Genomic DNA, 15,831 nt, shown 5'->3' with positions numbered 1-15,831 from the left:
TCTACGCTGAGTCTGCGCTTAACGACTTCACTGCTTTGAAAACGACATCGACATGAAACTGTCATCCATCCCGTCTAGATTGGCTCAGGTATTGCTCTGACCTAGACCAACAATAACGCCTGAATAAACGCCGCGTTGAAAACGCCCAAAGGAGCTTCGGATGAAACAGCTTTTCCTGGCATCACTGTTAGGCTCGACCATCGCCATGTGCACCGCCGCCATGGCCGCTGATACCGATCTAAAAACCTTGGAAGCCGCCGCGAAAGCGGAAGGCGCCGTCAACAGCGTCGGCATGCCCGATGACTGGGCCAACTGGAAAGGCACCTGGGAAGACCTCGCCTCTAAGTACGGCCTCAAGCACATGGACACCGACATGAGCTCGGCCCAGGAAATCGCCAAGTTCAAGGCCGAAAAAGACAACGCCAGCGCCGATATCGGCGACGTGGGCGCAGCATTCGGCCCAATCGCGGTGAAGCAGGAGGTGACCCAGCCTTACAAACCGTCCACTTGGGCTTCGGTGCCGGATTGGGCAAAAGACAAGGACGGTCATTGGGCCCTGGCCTACACCGGTACCATCGCGTTTATTGTCAACAAGAAGCTGCTGCACGGCTCCGAAGTCCCTACCAGTTGGGCGGATCTGCAAACCGGCAAATACAAAGTCTCCGTGGGTGACGTGAGCACCGCGGCCCAGGCCTCCAACGCCGTGCTCGCGGCGGCCATTGCCAATAAAGGCGACGAGAAGAACATCGCCCCTGGCCTGCAGTTCTTCACCAAGATCGCCCAGCAAGGCCGTCTTGGCTTGTCCAACCCGACTATCGCCACCATGGAAAAAGGCGAAGTCGAAGTGGGTATCGTCTGGGACTTCAACGGCCTGAGCTACAAGGCCAAGATGGCCAACCCGGATGACTATGTGGTGCTGATTCCATCGGATGGCTCGGTGAAATCCGGCTACACCACCATCATCAACAAGTATGCCAAGCACCCGAATGCCGCCAAGCTGACCCGCGAATACATCTTCAGCGATGCCGGCCAGCTCAACCTGGCGAAGGGTAATGCACGTCCGATCCGCGCCGAAACCGACCTGAAACTACCGGCCGATATCGCCAAGAACCTGATTCCAGGCGAGCAGTACACCAAGGCCAACCCGCAGCCGATCAAGGATGCCGATGCCTGGGAAGCGACGTCCAAAAAGCTGCCGCAGTTGTGGAATGAGCAGGTCATCGTGGAAATGAAGTAAGCCTGTAACCCACATTGGAGCTCCGCTGGAGATCCAATGTGGGAGCGGGCTTGCTCGCGAATACGGTGGGTCAGTCACCTCATCCAGCGGCTGACACACCGTATTCGCGAGCAAGCCCGCTCCCACAGTTTTGCCGCTGTTTCTTCAGAAAAATCGCGTCGAACCCATCTGTTGCGGAGCGCCAGCCCCCCATGAAGCACACTGTCATCCTTGTCGTGCTCGACGGCCTGAATTTCGAGGTTGCGAGGCTCGCCATGGGGCACTTGCAGGCCTATGTCGGCGCAGGACGCGCAGCTCTCTACACACTGGAATGTGAACTGCCCGCCCAGTCCCGCCCGCTGTATGAGTGCATCCTGACCGGCGTGCCTCCGATCCGAAGCGGCATCGTGCACAACAACGTCTCGCGCCTGTCCACCCAGCGCAGCATTTTCCATTACGCCACCGACGCCGGCCTTACCACGGCGGCGGCGGCTTATCATTGGGTCAGCGAGTTGTATAACCGCACGCCCTTTCTCGCCGCCCGCGACCGTCATACCGACGACAAGGCGCTGGCGATCCAGCACGGGCATTTCTACTGGAATGACCACTACCCCGATTCCCACCTGTTCGCCGATGCCGAAAGCCTGCGCCTCAAGCACGCGCCGCACTTTTTGCTGGTGCACCCGATGAACATCGACGACGCCGGCCACAATCACGGCCTCGACACCCCGCAATACCGCAACAGCGCACGCTCGGCCGACATCATCCTGGCCGACTACCTGCAAGCCTGGCTCGACGCCGGCTACCAGGTGCTGGTAACCGCCGACCACGGCATGAACAACGACCGCTCCCACAACGGCCTGCTGCCGGAAGAGCGCGAAGTGCCGCTGTTCGTGCTCGGTGAAGCCTTCAGCCTAGACCCCAATGCCGCGCCGAAACAGACCGAACTCTGCGGCACCGTCTGCGAGCTGCTGGGCGTGCCCCATGACAAACCTGTGTGCCGGGAGCTGTTGAAATGAACCGTGGCAAATGGCTGGCGCTGCTGTGCCTGGTGCCTTTCGCACTGTTCTTTATCGTGTTCGAAATCGCACCGCTGGTGTGGGTGCTGATCAACAGCCTGCAAACCGAAGAAGCCGGCTGGGGCGTGGAAAACTTCGTACGCATCTTCAGCTCGAAGTTTTACCTGCAAGCCATCCAATTCAGTCTGGAGATCAGCTTCTACTCCAGCGTCTTAGGCATCATTATCGCCACGCTGGGCAGCTACTCCCTGCGGCGCGTGGATTCGCCGCTGCGCAACTTCGTCACCGCGTTCGCCAACATGACCAGCAACTTTGCCGGCGTGCCCCTGGCGTTCGCGTTCATCATCCTGCTGGGCTTCAATGGCAGCATCACCATCATGCTCAAGCAGGCGGGGATCATTCAGGACTTCAACCTGTATTCCAAGACCGGGTTGATCATTCTCTATACCTACTTCCAGATTCCGCTGGGCGTGTTGCTGTTGTACCCGGCCTTCGACGCGCTGCGCGAAGACTGGCGCGAGTCCGCCGCGCTGCTCGGCGCCAATGGCTGGCAGTTCTGGCGGCATATCGGCCTGCCGGTGCTCACTCCGGCGCTGCTGGGGACTTTCGTGATCCTGCTGGCCAATGCCTTGGGCGCCTACGCAACGGTCTACGCCTTGACCACCGGCAACTTCAACGTGCTGCCGATCCGCATCGCGGGGCTGGTGTCCGGCGATGTGTCGCTTGACCCGAACCTGGCCAGCGCCCTGGCCGTGGTGCTGGTGGCCCTGATGACCGTGGTCACCGTGGTCCATCAACTGCTGCTCAAGAGGAGCTACCATGTCTCGCGCTGAAGCCGGCCCGGCCTCGCTCTACCATCGGGTCGTGGTGTACGTACTGTTTGCAATCCTGGTGTTGCCCCTGGTGGGCACCTTTGTCTACTCGATCGCCAGCAGTTGGTCGGCGACCATCCTGCCGGCCGGCTTTACCCTGAAGTGGTACATACAGCTGTGGAGCGACCCGCGCTTTTTGATGGCCTTCGGGCAATCCTTGCTGGTGTGCGTCGGCGCGCTGATCCTGTCGGTGGTGCTGATCCTGCCGCTGCTGTTCGTGGTGCATTACCACTTCCCCAGGCTCGACGCGCTGATGAACATCCTGATCCTGCTGCCTTTTGCGGTGCCGCCCGTGGTGTCGTCGGTGGGCCTGCTGCAGCTCTACGGTTCAGGGCCGATGGCGATGGTCGGCACGCCGTGGATCCTGATCGGCTGCTATTTCACCGTGGCCTTGCCGTTCATGTACCGGGCGATCACCAACAACCTGCAAGCCATCAACCTGCGCGACCTGATGGACGCCTCGCAATTGCTCGGCGCCAGCACCTGGCAGGCGGCGATCCTGGTGGTACTGCCAAACCTGCGCAAAGGCCTGATGGTCGCGCTGCTGCTGTCGTTCTCGTTCCTGTTCGGCGAGTTTGTGTTTGCCAATATCCTGGTCGGCACCCGCTACGAAACCCTGCAGGTGTACCTGAACAACATGCGCAACAGCAGCGGCCACTTCACCAGCGCCGTCGTGATTTCCTATTTCTTCTTTGTGCTGGTGCTGACCTGGGCCGCCAACATCTTGAACAAGGACAAAAGCCAATGAGCTTCGTCAGCGTCCAACACCTGCAAAAAAGCTACGCCGGCACCCCGGTGTTCAGCGATATCAACTGCGAGGTCGCCAAGGGTGAGTTCGTCACCCTGCTTGGCCCGTCCGGCTGTGGCAAGTCCACGCTGCTGCGCTGCATCGCCGGGCTGACCTCGGTAGACAGCGGGAAAATCCTGCTGGATGGCCAGGACATCGTGCCGCTGAGCCCGCAGAAACGGCATATCGGCATGGTGTTCCAGAGTTACGCGCTGTTTCCCAACATGACCGTGGAACAGAACGTCGCCTTCGGCCTGCGCATGCAAAAGGTCAACGCCGACGACAGCCACAAGCGCGTGCAGCAAGTGCTGCAACTGGTGGAGCTCAAAGACCTGGCCGGACGCTATCCGCACCAGATGTCCGGCGGCCAGTGCCAGCGTGTCGCCCTCGCCCGCTCACTGGTGACCCGTCCGCGCCTGCTGCTGCTGGATGAGCCGCTGTCGGCATTGGATGCACGTATTCGCAAGCACTTGCGCGAGCAGATTCGCCAGATCCAGCGCGAGCTGGGGCTGACCACGATTTTCGTGACCCATGATCAGGAAGAAGCCCTGACCATGTCCGACCGAATCTTTTTGATGAACCAGGGCAAGATCGTGCAGAGCGGCGATGCCGAAACCCTCTATACCGCCCCGGTGGATGTATTTGCCGCCGGGTTTATCGGCAACTACAACCTGCTCGATGCCGACAAGGCCAGTCAGTTGCTGCAACGGCCAATCAAAGGGCAAATTGCCATTCGCCCGGAGGCCATCGAGCTGAGCCGCGAGGGCGAACTGGATGCGCTGGTGCGCAGCCACAGCCTGCTGGGCAACGTGATTCGCTACCGCATCGAGGCCCGTGGTGTGGAATTGGTGGTGGACGTGCTCAACCGCTCGGCCGACGACCTGCACCCCAACGGCCAGCGCCTGGCACTTTCCATCGACCCGAGCGCCCTGTGTGAAGTAGCCTGACGCAACGTTTATTTCAGAGAGCACGAAGGATGGCATTGGTAATTTTTGACCTGGACGACACCCTGATCCACGGCGACTGCGCGACCCTGTGGAGCGAACAGATGGGCCGCCTGGGCTGGGTCGACCCGGAATCGTTCATGCGCAGGAACAATGAACTGATGGACGCCTACAGCCAAGGCAAGCTGAAGATGGAAGACTTCATGGACTTCAGCCTGGAGCCGATGATCGGCCGCACGCCGGCAGAAATCGAGCACCTTGTCGAACCCTGGGTCGAGGACGTGATCGAGCCGTTGATCTACAGCGATGCCACCAAAACCATCGCCCGTCACCGCGCGAACGGTGACCGGATTCTGGTGATCTCCGCGTCGGGCACGCACCTGGTCACGCCGATTGCCGCGCGGATCGGCATCGATGAAGTGCTGGGGATCAACCTTGACGTCAGCCATGGCGTGTACAGCGGGCGCACGGCCGGCGTGCTGACCTATCGCGAAGGCAAGATCACGCGGTTGCTGGAATGGTTGGAGCAGGAAGGTGAAACGTTGGAAGGGGCATACTTCTATTCGGACTCGCGCAATGATCTGCCGTTGCTGCTGAAGGTCGATCACCCGCAAGTCGTGAACCCTGACCCGGTGTTGCGCGAACATGCCGAGATAGCCGGCTGGCCCATTCACCATTGGGCCTGACTACGCCCTTGAATTGAAAACCCAATCCCTGTGGGAGCTGGCTTGCCTGCGATAGCCATAGGTATCTACACATCTTGTAGTGAGCGGGCTTGGCGAATCGTCGCACCGCCCGCGCTGGGCTGCGAAGCGGCCCCAAACCAGGCGAATGGGGTTTGTCTGAAACTGCACGGTGTCTTTGTTGGGGCGGCTTCGCCACCCAGCGCGGGACAAGCCCGCTCACTACAGGGGAGATTTGTCAGCCTTTGAAGGTTGTGTAGATACCTATGCTGCGATAGCGGCGGTTCAGATGAAATATTCTTCACTGATGCACCGCCATCGCAGGCAAGCCAGCTCCCACATTGACTGCATTGCAAATCGAACCTGGCCTACATCGCCTGTAGGACCGGGTTGTCCTAACAACGTCACATGACCGTCAACGCCTTGCAATGCTCTCACAGTGCCTCCATAGTGAGTCTGGACTGAGCCCGTCGCTGTACCGCCGGGTTTTTTGCATTATGCGACCGGACCATATGGAACCGGCTCCCTCAAAGACGGCCTAATATGCGTTATCAATTGCCCCCGCGTCGAATCAGCATGAAGCATCTGTTCCCAAGCACCGCCCTCGCTCTTTTCATTGGTCTCGGCTTCGCGTCGATGTCGACCAATACGTTCGCTGCCAACAGCTGGGACAACCTTCAGCCGGATCGCGATGAGGTGATTGCCAGCCTCAACGTCGTCGAGTTGCTCAAGCGTCATCACTACAGCAAGCCGCCGCTGGACGACGCTCGCTCGGTGATCATCTACGACAGCTACCTCAAGCTGCTGGACCCGTCGCGCAGCTACTTCCTGGCCAGCGATATCGCTGAGTTCGACAAGTGGAAGACCCAGTTCGACGACCTCCTCAAGAGCGGCGACCTGCAGCCCGGCTTCACCATCTACAAGCGTTACCTGGACCGCGTCAAAGCGCGTCTGGACTTTGCCCTGGCTGAGCTGAACAAAGGCGTCGACAAGCTCGACTTCACCCAGAAGGAAACCCTCCTGGTGGACCGCAAGGACGCCCCTTGGCTGACCAGCAACGCCGCGCTTGACGACCTGTGGCGCAAACGCGTCAAGGACGAAGTGCTGCGCCTGAAGATCGCCGGCAAAGAACCCAAGGCCATCCAGGAACTGTTGACCAAGCGCTACAAGAATCAGCTCGCGCGCCTGGACCAGACCCGCGCCGAAGATATCTTCCAGGCCTATATCAACACCTTCGCGATGTCCTACGATCCGCACACCAATTATCTGTCGCCAGATAACGCGGAAAATTTCGATATCAATATGAGTCTGTCGCTGGAAGGCATCGGTGCCGTCCTGCAAAGCGACAATGACCAGGTCAAGATCGTGCGCCTGGTGCCGGCAGGTCCGGCGGACAAGACCAAGCAGGTTGCCCCGGCCGACAAGATCATCGGCGTGGCCCAGGCTGACAAAGAGATGGTCGACGTGGTCGGCTGGCGCCTGGATGAAGTGGTCAAGCTGATCCGCGGGCCGAAAGGCAGCGTGGTGCGCCTGGAAGTGATTCCGCACACCAACGCACCGAACGACCAGACCAGCAAGATCGTGTCCATTACCCGTGAAGCGGTGAAGCTCGAAGACCAGGCCGTGCAGAAGAAAGTCCTCAACCTCAAGCAGGATGGCAAAGACTACAAGCTGGGCGTGATTGAAATCCCGGCCTTCTACCTGGACTTCAAGGCTTTCCGTGCCGGCGATCCGGATTACAAGTCCACCACCCGCGACGTGAAGAAAATCCTGACCGAGCTGCAAAAGGAAAAAGTCGACGGCGTGGTCATCGACCTGCGCAACAATGGCGGCGGTTCCTTGCAGGAAGCCACCGAGCTGACCAGCCTGTTCATCGACAAGGGTCCGACCGTGTTGGTCCGCAACGCCGACGGCCGTGTCGATGTGCTCGAAGACGAGAACCCGGGCGCCTTCTACAAAGGCCCGATGGCGTTGCTGGTCAACCGCCTGTCGGCATCGGCTTCGGAGATTTTCGCCGGCGCCATGCAGGACTACCACCGCGCATTGATCATCGGTGGCCAGACCTTCGGCAAAGGCACCGTGCAGACGATCCAGCCGCTGAACCATGGCGAGCTGAAACTGACACTGGCCAAGTTCTACCGGGTTTCCGGGCAGAGCACCCAGCATCAGGGCGTACTGCCGGACATTGATTTCCCATCGATCATCGACACCAAGGAAATCGGCGAAAGTGCCCTGCCCGAAGCCATGCCGTGGGACACCATCCGCCCTGCGATCAAGCCGGCGTCGGACCCGTTCAAGCCATTCCTGACACAGTTGAAGGCTGACCACGATGCCCGCTCCGCCAAGGATGCCGAGTTCGTGTTCATCCGCGACAAGCTGGCCCTGGCCAAGAAGCTGATGGAAGAAAAAACCGTCAGCCTCAACGAAGTCGACCGCCGCGCGCAGCATTCCGATATCGAAAACAAGCAACTCGTACTGGAAAACATCCGCCGCAAGGCCAAGGGTGAGGATCCACTCAAGGAGCTGAAGAAAGAAGACGAAGATGCGCTGCCGACCGAAGCGGAAAAAACCAAACCGGAAGATGACGCCTACCTGGCCGAGACGGGCCGGATTCTGCTGGACTACCTGAAGATCACCAAGCAGGTAGCCAAGCAGTAAATGATGGCGAATTAATGTGATCCCTCCTTGGAGTGTCATCATATAGACATCATTCTGTCGTGAAATGAAGGACCGCAGGTTTCCAACCTGCGGTCCTTTTTTTTTCGATCGAGATCGCCATGACCATGACCGAACAGCTGAATGCACTGGGCTCTATCCTGGCTCATGGCAGTTTGCACAGCCTGTTCCAACCGATCATTTGCCTGTCCGAACGGCGCATTCTCGGCTACGAAGCCCTTAGCCGCGGCCCCTCCAACAGCCCGCTGCACTCGCCAATCGCGCTGTTCTCGGTGGCCCGTCATGCCGGGCGCCTCAGCGAACTGGAGATGGCGTGCCGCGAAAGCGCGTGCCGACGCTTCAGCGAACAGAAACTGCCGGGCAAGCTGTTCCTGAATATCTCGCCGGAATCCCTGATGGAAACCGCGCACCAACCGGGGCGCACCCTGCAACTGCTGCGCGACTTCGGTATCCCGCCCAGCCAAGTGGTGATCGAACTCACCGAGCAGACGCCGACCGACGACTTCGACCTGCTGCAAACCGCCCTGCATCATTACCGTGACATGGGTTTCGCCATCGCCCTCGATGACCTCGGCGCCGGGTACTCCAGCCTGCGGTTGTGGTCGGAGCTGCGCCCGGACTACGTGAAAATCGACCGGCATTTCATCGATGGCATTCATCAGGATGCGCTCAAGCGCGAGTTCGTCGGCTCCATCCTGCAGATCGCCAAGGCCTCGCGCGCCCAGGTGATTGCCGAAGGTATCGAGTTGCCCGAAGAGTTGGCGGTACTGACGGAAATGGGCGTGGACCTGGTCCAGGGTTACCTGCTTTGCCGCCCGCAAGAGCAGCCGCCGCAAGAAGCGCGCCTGATGTTGCCCAAGCCGGACAGCGCCAACGTGGCACTGAACGACGAAGGCAGTGACCTCAGCGCGCTGATCAACGAACAGCCGGCGGTGGACCAGGACACCGCCACTGCCCAGGTGCTGGAAGCCTTTCGACGCCAGGCCAACCTAAACTCCCTGGCGGTGCTGGACGCACGTGGGCAACCGATCGGTATCGTGCACCGGCACTCGCTGTCAGATGCGCTGCTCAAGCCGTTCGCGACCGACCTGTTTGCGCGCAAGCCAATCAGCCGCCTGATGAGTATCGACTTTCTCGCCGTAGAGCTGAGCCAGTCCCTGCAACAGGTCAGCCGCCTGCTGACCAGCCGCGCCCGGCAGCGCATCGAAGAAGATTTCATCATCACGCTCAACGGCGACTATCTGGGCCTGGGCCGGGTGATCGACGTGCTCAAGCTGATTACCGAGCTGAAAATCCAGCAGGCGCGTTATGCCAACCCGCTGACCCTGCTGCCGGGCAATGTGCCAATCCAGCAATGCCTGACGCGCCTGCTGCAACAACAGCGCGAGTCGGTGATCTGCTACGTGGACATTGACAGCTTCAAGCCATTCAACGATATCTACGGCTACGGGCGTGGGGATGAAGTGCTGTTGTGCCTGGCGCAGTGCCTGAACGACCGCGTCGATCCCAGCCGCGACTTTGTCGGGCATATCGGGGGCGATGACTTTTTGCTGGTACTGGGCCCGCAGGATTGGCGCAAACGGCTCAATCAACTGCTGGATGACTTCCACACCCAATGCCGGCGCTTCTACCGTGCCGAACACCTCGATGCAGGCTGTTTCGTGGCGTTGAACCGCCAGGGGGCACGCCAGGAGTTTGCGCTGCTGTCGCTCTCCATCGGCGTGGTGCATCTATATCCAGAGGCCTGCGGGCATCTGGACGCCAGCCAACTGGCGGAGTTGGCGTCGCAGGCCAAGCACCATGCCAAGAACGTGGCCGGCTACAGCATCCATGTGATCGACAGCATGGATGCTCTACCTCAAGCTATTTAAGCCTCGGCGGATTCCGGGTACGCGTATTCGAACACCCGCACCACCTCCGAGGCGTGCCAGGAGGCAGCGGCCACGCCATCGGACGGCCCGCTGAAACGCCCCAGGCGCTCTACACATTCAAAGAAGCCGGTACGCGGCAGGCGGCTGGCACCCTGGCTGATCACCAGCGAGCTGCGCAGCGGCTGCTCGGCCTTGGCGTCCAGCGCGGCCAGGTGCTCAAGCGCAGCGGCCAGGGTTTGCATGGCCGGCGTGGGGAACTGCAGGCGCTCCAGCAACGCGCGGTAGGTCAGCAGATGGCGCTGGCGGCGCGCCTGATCCAGCTCATTGAGCAACCCATCCCAATGCTGGCGACTGATACGTAGGCTCAAGATTCATCCCTCCACCCTGCAACGCCCAATTCCCAGGCCAGGCTGCGGCGAATTGCGGCATCCGGCTGGCGTTCACCGCTTTCGATCAATCCGAGATAGGAAGGACTGATACCCACGGTGCGGGCCAGGGCCTCGACGGCCAAGCCCTTGGCCTCGCGCAAGCCGCGCAGGTCTGCAAGCGGGCGCAGCACCTGTTCGCAAGCGGCTTGGGCAGGCGATGAAGAAGGAGACGGCGAAGGTGGTTGCTGACCGGCGGCCTTTAGCAGCGCCTGGTACTGGTCCCATGGCAGCACCGCGTATTCGGGTGCGCCATCGCGTGTAATTATCTGAATATCCATGACTGCCCCGTAGGATAACTGCACTTGCTTAGTAGGCTTTTTCCTTAAGCTCTTCCTTAGGAGTGTAATCCTAACAGCCACAAAGGTCGCAGGGGGATATGCCGTGTCATCCGTTTTTTTGTGGGTTTTCCTTGGACAGCAAGGCTGGCGTCGCTGGCAGGCGCTCAACCACGGCGAGCTTTTCCGGACGCTGGGCGTCACGCCACGCGCGAAAAGCGCTCAGTTCGCCGTCCAGGGTCTTCATGACCCACGCCAGCACGGCGATGTCATCGAGCATGCCAAACATGGGCAGGAAATCCGGAATCGCATCGATCGGGCTCACGAAGTACATCAGCCCCGCTACCACCGAGATCAGCGCCTTGACACTGATCGCCCGGTACTCGCCGCGCCAGTAGGCCAGGCACAGGGCCTGGAGCAGCTTGAGATCATCCTTGAGCTTGCCCAGGCGATTGCCCTGGCTTGAGCCTTTGGCGGCGACGGCAAACAGCAGCGTCGGCAAACGCCCACGGCCCAGCAGACGTGCGGCCATGGGCAGGAAACGGGTGAAATTGAAGGGTGGTTTCATTTGTCACTCCAGTTCCAGGCGACATAAAAGGTTATCCACACAAATTGTGGATAACCTTGTGAACAGAGCCTGTTTTCCGGGCTGAAAGCCACGGGTTACAAGGCTTGCAGTCAGATCGGGCGTTTTTTGCGCACTGAAAAAAAACCCAAGATTTCATTGACTTGGCGTTGCTGTGCGGATACCCGTGCTCGAGTCTTATATCAGACTGTTGCCCGGTATGGACGTTCGTTTGGATTGTAGTGAGGTGCCCGGCGAACCACATGTGGAGGTAGGCAACGCCAGATACAACAACGCCCCGTCGAGACGGGGCGTTGGGTGTTCAGGCGCCTGTTACTTCTTGGCAGCCGGTGCAGCAGGAGCTTCAGCCTTGGCTGGGTCCTTGATGGCCAGCAGCTCCAGGTCGAATACCAGCACGGAGTTGGCCGGGATCGCCGGGCTCGGGCTCTGTGCGCCGTAGGCCAGGTCGGACGGGATGTACAACTCGACCTTCTCGCCCACGTGCATCAGTTGCAGGCCTTCGACCCAACCCGGGATCACGCCGCTGACCGGCAGGTCAATCGGGCTGCCGCGATCCACGGAGCTGTCAAAGGTGGTGCCGTTGGTCAGCTTGCCGGTGTAGTGAACGGTCACCACGTCAGTCGGCTTAGGCTGAGGGCCATCGGCTTTCTTCACGACTTTGTACTGCAGGCCGGAAGCGGTGGTGACGACGCCGTCTTTCTTGGCGTTGTCTTCGAGGAATTTCTTGCCGGCGGTTGCCGACTCTTCGCTCATCTTGGTCATGCGTTCTTCAGCACGCTTTTGCAGTGCGGCAAACGCCTCAACCAGTTCGTCGTCCTTGAGCTTCTGCTCTTTCTTGCCGACGGCATCTTCGATGCCCTGGGCTACTGCTTTGGAATCCAGGTCATCCATGCCTTCTTGGGCAAGGCTCTTGCCCATGTTCAGGCCGATGCCGTAGGAAGCTTTCTGCGCCGGGGTTTTCAGCTCTACGCTGGTCTGCGAATCACAACCCGCAAGTACCAGGCTAACCAGGGCCACCGCCGCCGCCAACCGATGCTGTTTCATGCTATTTCCTTGTTCATGCGCCAAAAGGGCATTCGAATAAAGTCGCGAGCTTATCAGGCGGCCACGACCAATGGCTACCGGCATGTGAGCAGGAAACGTCTGATAAGTTCACGTGTTTAAACGCATTTTCATTCATCATGGAAGCCCGCGACGGATCGCGGACTGCCTGTTGCCAGGCTCATGGCCACTTGCCGCACCTGTGGCGTAGTGGCATAACAACGAGACGACTCGACAAGACCGAGACAAGGATAGCCCTCTTGCGCATTTTTTCCCGTGTTCTACTGCTGGTATTCACCCTTGTGGCCCTCTTGCTGGCCGTGGTGATCTATTACACCGTCAACCCCAGGCTGCCGGACTACGTGCCGGTGGAACAGGTGCATTACCAGGAGCAATGGAGTGCAGCCGACCGCCAGACCTACTACTTCACGCCCCAGGGCACGCAAGTAAAAGGCCTGCACTACGACTGGTTCACCGCCCTGGAGCTGCCGTTTTCCGAGCAACGCTTCGCCGCGCCGGATTACCTGGCGCGCTTCGGTTTCCTGGTGGACCCCAAGCAGGTGCCTACCGCGCAAAACCCCGGCAACCTGCCGGTGGGGTTCGCCCGGCACAAGAACGCCGGCAGCAACGTCGAATACCTGGACATCACCTGCGCCGCCTGCCACACCGGCCAATTGCACTTCAATAACCAGGCCCTGCGCATCGACGGCGGATCCGCCCAGCATGTGCTGCCTTCCAGTGTGCCGACCCTGCGCGGCGGCAGTTTCGGCCAGGCCCTGGTCGCGAGCCTTGCGGCCACCTACTACAACCCGTGGAAGTTCGAGCGCTTTGCCCGCCAGGTACTGGGGGATCGCTACGACGCCGAGCACACGAAACTGCGCCAGGACTTCAAAGCCTCGCTGAACCAGTTCCTCAAGGTGGCCTGGAACGACACCCACCGTGGCCTCTACCCTACAGAAGAAGGCCCCGGCCGCACGGACGCCTTTGGCCGTATCGCCAACGCCAGCTTCGGCGATGCCATTTCCCCAGACAATTATCGCGTCGCCAATGCACCGGTGGACTACCCGCAATTGTGGGATATCTGGACCTTCGACTGGGTGCAATGGAACGGCTCCGCCCAGCAGCCCATGGCGCGCAATATCGGTGAGGCCCTGGGTGTCGGCGCGACGCTGGCCTTTTTTGACGCCGCCGGCCAGCCACTCCAGGGCGATGCGCGCTACCCGTCCAGCGTACGCGTGCGCGACCTCAACCTGATCGAAGAAACCTTGCAGCGTCTCAAGCCGCCGACCTGGCCCGAGGAGCTGTTCGGCGCCATCGACAAGCCACTTGCCGCACAAGGCCGCGCGCTGTTCGCCGAGAACTGCGCCGGCTGCCATGTGCCCCGTGTCACCGAGGACAATGGCCGCCCCGTGCAGCACCTGAACATGCTGCCCGTGGATGACATCGGCACCGACCCCAGCACCGCCAGCAACATTGCCGACCAGCGCTACGACCTCAGCGCGCTGCAATGGGACCCTGCGGAACTGGCCCAGCTCAATGTCGAGCTGCACCCCACGCCAAGCGAGCCCCTGGACCTGAAGAAGATGTCCGTAGCCAAGGGCCTGGCTTACGTCACTGCCTTCGTCGAAGCCCATGCCTACCGTGCCGCTGGCGTGACCCCGGCCGAACGTCCGCGCCTGGACGGTTACGGCCTGCCCATCGGCGTGCGCGAATTGCGCGCCTACAAAGCGCGGCCGCTGGCAGGCGTGTGGGCCACCCCGCCGTTCCTGCACAACGGTTCGGTGCCGACGATCTACCAGTTGCTCTCGCCCCAGGACGAGCGCAGCACCACCTTCTATAAAGGCACCTTCAACTATGACCCGCGCCATCTCGGCTTTGAGACCGGCGCGTTCAAGAATGCCTTCCTGTTCGATACCAAAATCACCGGCAACCACAACAGCGGCCACGAATTCCGTGCCGGCAAGCGTGGCAATGGCGTCATCGGCCGCGGCTTGGCGCCGCAGGAACGCTGGGCGCTGCTGGAATACCTCAAAGTGCTGGGCGGCCCGCTGGAGCAACAACTGCCATGATTATCCGTTCCCGATACGACCGACCTTCCCTGCTCGCCCGCCTCTGGCTGCGCATCGGCGCGTTTCTCGGCAAGACCTTGCTGTGGCTGGCGTGCCTCGGCTTGCTCGTCTGGCTGGCGGCGACTGCCTGGTACGCCTGGCAGCACAGCGGCCCGGTGTCGGCCGATGAGCAAGTGCCGCCGGGCGAAGCGGCAATGACCCAAGGCATCATCCAGACGGCGGTGCGCATCGTCGACCAGCACCGCGAGGGCACGCGCTACCTGCGCGACGCCCACGCCAAGGCCCATGGTTGCGTGAAAGCCGAAGTCAGCGTGCGGGCCGACCTCGATCCGACGCTGCGCCAGGGCGTGTTCGCCGAGCCTGGCAAGACCTGGCAGGCGCTGATGCGCTTGTCCAACGGCAACGCCTACCCGCAGTTCGACAGTATCCGCGATGCGCGCGGCATGGCGCTCAAGCTACTGGACGTGCCGGGCAAACAACTGCTGGCCGATCAGCAAACCCGCACGGAGCAGGACTTCGTGATGTTCAGCCACCCGAACTTCTTTGTCAGCGACGTGGCGGAGTACGCGCAGAACATCGGCGCGCAAGCGGATGGCAAGAAAGTGCTGGCGTTCTTCCCCAAGGTCGACCCGCGCAGCTGGCAAGTGCGCCACTTGTTCATCGCTTTGGCGACCCTGGCGCCCGCACCGGCCAGCCCGACGCAGACGACGTACTTTTCGGTCTCGCCCTACAAGTTCGGCGCGGCCAACGCCAAGTTCCGCGTCGCCCCCGACCCACAGAGTTGCCCGGAGTATCAACTGCCCAGGCAGAACCAGGACCTGCCGAACTTCCTGCGCGGCGCCTTGAGCCAGCAGCTGTCCACCGACCGCGTGCCTGCCTGTTTCGTGCTGCAGATCCAGCGCCAGAATCCGCAGAAATTCATGCCGATCGAAGACACCAGCATCGAATGGAAGGAGAGCGATGCGCCCTATGAAACCGTGGCCAAGGTGCGTATCCCGGCACAGGATTTCGACACGCCCGAGCAGAACCTGACGTGCGACAACCAATCGTTCAACCCCTGGTTCGGCGTCGCGGAACACCGCCCTGTCGGCGGCATCAACCGCTTGCGCAAGGCGGTGTATGAAGCGGTCAGCGATTACCGGCACAGCCGCAACGTGTCACAGTGACACCCGCGCCTGGAAACATATTACAAGATTGATGAATCTCCCTGTGGGAGCGGGCTTGCTCGCGAAGGCGGTGGTTCAGTCAAAGATGTATTCACTGACACACCGCTTTCGCGAGCAAGCCCGCTTGTGTCTTGGGCAAGGATTAGACTGTGGGTGAGAGCGGTGAGTGGCAAGCTGAATGCCCGGAGTGCTTAAAGC

At 60.7% G+C, this 15,831-nt stretch carries 14 protein-coding genes; 10 read left to right on the top strand and 4 right to left on the bottom strand.

All coding sequences use genetic code 11. The annotated features are described in order from the left end of the window. The first annotated feature begins 160 nt into the window (after positions 1-160). From H0Z09_RS25575 to H0Z09_RS25540, 8 genes are all read left to right on the top strand, one after another. Entirely contained in the window at positions 161-1,237 is a 1,077-nt protein-coding gene (locus tag H0Z09_RS25575) for an ABC transporter substrate-binding protein (protein WP_076954756.1), read from the top strand. A gap of 191 nt (positions 1,238-1,428) precedes the next feature. Continuing rightward, complete coding sequence (locus H0Z09_RS25570; protein WP_186694430.1) at positions 1,429-2,235, top strand: alkaline phosphatase family protein; 807 nt, start codon at positions 1,429-1,431, stop codon at positions 2,233-2,235. Then, on the top strand, positions 2,232-3,068 hold the full coding sequence (locus tag H0Z09_RS25565) for an ABC transporter permease subunit (protein WP_186694428.1): 837 nt from the start codon (positions 2,232-2,234) through the stop codon (positions 3,066-3,068). Before H0Z09_RS25570 ends, H0Z09_RS25565 begins: the two co-directional genes overlap by 4 nt. Beyond that, positions 3,055-3,855: an ABC transporter permease gene (locus tag H0Z09_RS25560; protein ID WP_076954759.1), complete on the top strand. Its 801-nt coding sequence runs from the start codon at positions 3,055-3,057 to the stop codon at positions 3,853-3,855. The genes H0Z09_RS25565 and H0Z09_RS25560 overlap by 14 nt, the downstream gene beginning before the upstream one ends. Next, on the top strand, positions 3,852-4,841 hold the full coding sequence (locus tag H0Z09_RS25555) for an ABC transporter ATP-binding protein (protein ID WP_186694426.1): 990 nt from the start codon (positions 3,852-3,854) through the stop codon (positions 4,839-4,841). The genes H0Z09_RS25560 and H0Z09_RS25555 overlap by 4 nt, the downstream gene beginning before the upstream one ends. Before the next feature lie 29 nt (positions 4,842-4,870). Further along, positions 4,871-5,524 carry an HAD family hydrolase gene (locus H0Z09_RS25550; RefSeq protein ID WP_186694424.1) on the top strand — a complete coding sequence of 218 codons (654 nt, stop codon included), beginning with the start codon at positions 4,871-4,873 and terminating at the stop codon, positions 5,522-5,524. Positions 5,525-6,097: 573 nt separating this feature from the next. Continuing rightward, positions 6,098-8,179, top strand: coding sequence for a carboxy terminal-processing peptidase (locus tag H0Z09_RS25545; RefSeq protein ID WP_186694422.1), 2,082 nt, complete (start codon positions 6,098-6,100; stop codon positions 8,177-8,179). 119 nt (positions 8,180-8,298) lie between these two features. Then, positions 8,299-10,068, top strand: coding sequence for a bifunctional diguanylate cyclase/phosphodiesterase (locus tag H0Z09_RS25540; protein WP_186694419.1), 1,770 nt, complete (start codon positions 8,299-8,301; stop codon positions 10,066-10,068). On the opposite strand, the gene H0Z09_RS25535 is transcribed toward H0Z09_RS25540, so the two are convergent. The 4 genes from H0Z09_RS25535 to H0Z09_RS25520 all read right to left on the bottom strand — a co-directional run bounded on the left by H0Z09_RS25535 (position 10,065) and on the right by H0Z09_RS25520 (position 12,401). After that, the gene (locus tag H0Z09_RS25535; RefSeq protein ID WP_076954763.1) at positions 10,065-10,436 is read right to left on the bottom strand and encodes a hypothetical protein; all 372 of its coding nucleotides are present in this window, start codon (positions 10,434-10,436) and stop codon (positions 10,065-10,067) included. The two genes, H0Z09_RS25540 and H0Z09_RS25535, sit on opposite strands and share 4 nt — an antisense overlap. Continuing rightward, complete coding sequence (locus H0Z09_RS25530) at positions 10,433-10,774, bottom strand: helix-turn-helix transcriptional regulator (protein ID WP_186694417.1); 342 nt, start codon at positions 10,772-10,774, stop codon at positions 10,433-10,435. The genes H0Z09_RS25535 and H0Z09_RS25530 overlap by 4 nt, the downstream gene beginning before the upstream one ends. Before the next feature lie 106 nt (positions 10,775-10,880). After that, entirely contained in the window at positions 10,881-11,339 is a 459-nt protein-coding gene (locus H0Z09_RS25525; protein ID WP_076954765.1) for a YkvA family protein, read from the bottom strand. A gap of 330 nt (positions 11,340-11,669) precedes the next feature. After that, a complete protein-coding gene (locus tag H0Z09_RS25520; RefSeq protein ID WP_076954766.1) occupies positions 11,670-12,401 on the bottom strand; it encodes an FKBP-type peptidyl-prolyl cis-trans isomerase in 732 nt (243 codons plus the stop codon). A 257-nt stretch (positions 12,402-12,658) separates the two neighbouring features. Between H0Z09_RS25520 and H0Z09_RS25515 the strand changes: the two genes are divergently transcribed. After that, positions 12,659-14,467 carry a di-heme-cytochrome C peroxidase gene (locus H0Z09_RS25515; protein WP_186694415.1) on the top strand — a complete coding sequence of 603 codons (1,809 nt, stop codon included), beginning with the start codon at positions 12,659-12,661 and terminating at the stop codon, positions 14,465-14,467. Further along, a complete protein-coding gene (locus H0Z09_RS25510; RefSeq protein ID WP_186694413.1) occupies positions 14,464-15,633 on the top strand; it encodes a catalase family protein in 1,170 nt (389 codons plus the stop codon). The genes H0Z09_RS25515 and H0Z09_RS25510 overlap by 4 nt, the downstream gene beginning before the upstream one ends. Positions 15,634-15,831: the final 198 nt, after the last annotated feature.

The sequence above is a fragment of the Pseudomonas sp. SWRI18 genome, assembly GCF_014268345.1.
Taxonomy (GTDB): domain Bacteria; phylum Pseudomonadota; class Gammaproteobacteria; order Pseudomonadales; family Pseudomonadaceae; genus Aquipseudomonas; species Aquipseudomonas cedrina.
The sequence above is the reverse complement of the archived record's forward strand: the minus strand, read 5'-3'. Positions and strand labels throughout refer to the sequence as shown.

Excerpts from the sequence above, each read along its gene's own strand:
- H0Z09_RS25575 (WP_076954756.1), top strand. The coding sequence starts at position 161 with ATGAAACAGCTTTTCCTGGCATCACTGTTAGGCTCGACCATCGCCATG.
- H0Z09_RS25570 (WP_186694430.1), top strand. The coding sequence starts at position 1,429 with ATGAAGCACACTGTCATCCTTGTCGTGCTCGACGGCCTGAATTTCGAG.
- H0Z09_RS25565 (WP_186694428.1), top strand. The coding sequence starts at position 2,232 with ATGAACCGTGGCAAATGGCTGGCGCTGCTGTGCCTGGTGCCTTTCGCA.
- H0Z09_RS25560 (WP_076954759.1), top strand. The coding sequence starts at position 3,055 with ATGTCTCGCGCTGAAGCCGGCCCGGCCTCGCTCTACCATCGGGTCGTG.
- H0Z09_RS25555 (WP_186694426.1), top strand. The coding sequence starts at position 3,852 with ATGAGCTTCGTCAGCGTCCAACACCTGCAAAAAAGCTACGCCGGCACC.
- H0Z09_RS25550 (WP_186694424.1), top strand. The coding sequence starts at position 4,871 with ATGGCATTGGTAATTTTTGACCTGGACGACACCCTGATCCACGGCGAC.
- H0Z09_RS25545 (WP_186694422.1), top strand. The coding sequence starts at position 6,098 with ATGAAGCATCTGTTCCCAAGCACCGCCCTCGCTCTTTTCATTGGTCTC.
- H0Z09_RS25540 (WP_186694419.1), top strand. The coding sequence starts at position 8,299 with ATGACCATGACCGAACAGCTGAATGCACTGGGCTCTATCCTGGCTCAT.
- H0Z09_RS25530 (WP_186694417.1), bottom strand. The coding sequence starts at position 10,774 with ATGGATATTCAGATAATTACACGCGATGGCGCACCCGAATACGCGGTG.
- H0Z09_RS25525 (WP_076954765.1), bottom strand. The coding sequence starts at position 11,339 with ATGAAACCACCCTTCAATTTCACCCGTTTCCTGCCCATGGCCGCACGT.
- H0Z09_RS25520 (WP_076954766.1), bottom strand. The coding sequence starts at position 12,401 with ATGAAACAGCATCGGTTGGCGGCGGCGGTGGCCCTGGTTAGCCTGGTA.
- H0Z09_RS25510 (WP_186694413.1), top strand. The coding sequence starts at position 14,464 with ATGATTATCCGTTCCCGATACGACCGACCTTCCCTGCTCGCCCGCCTC.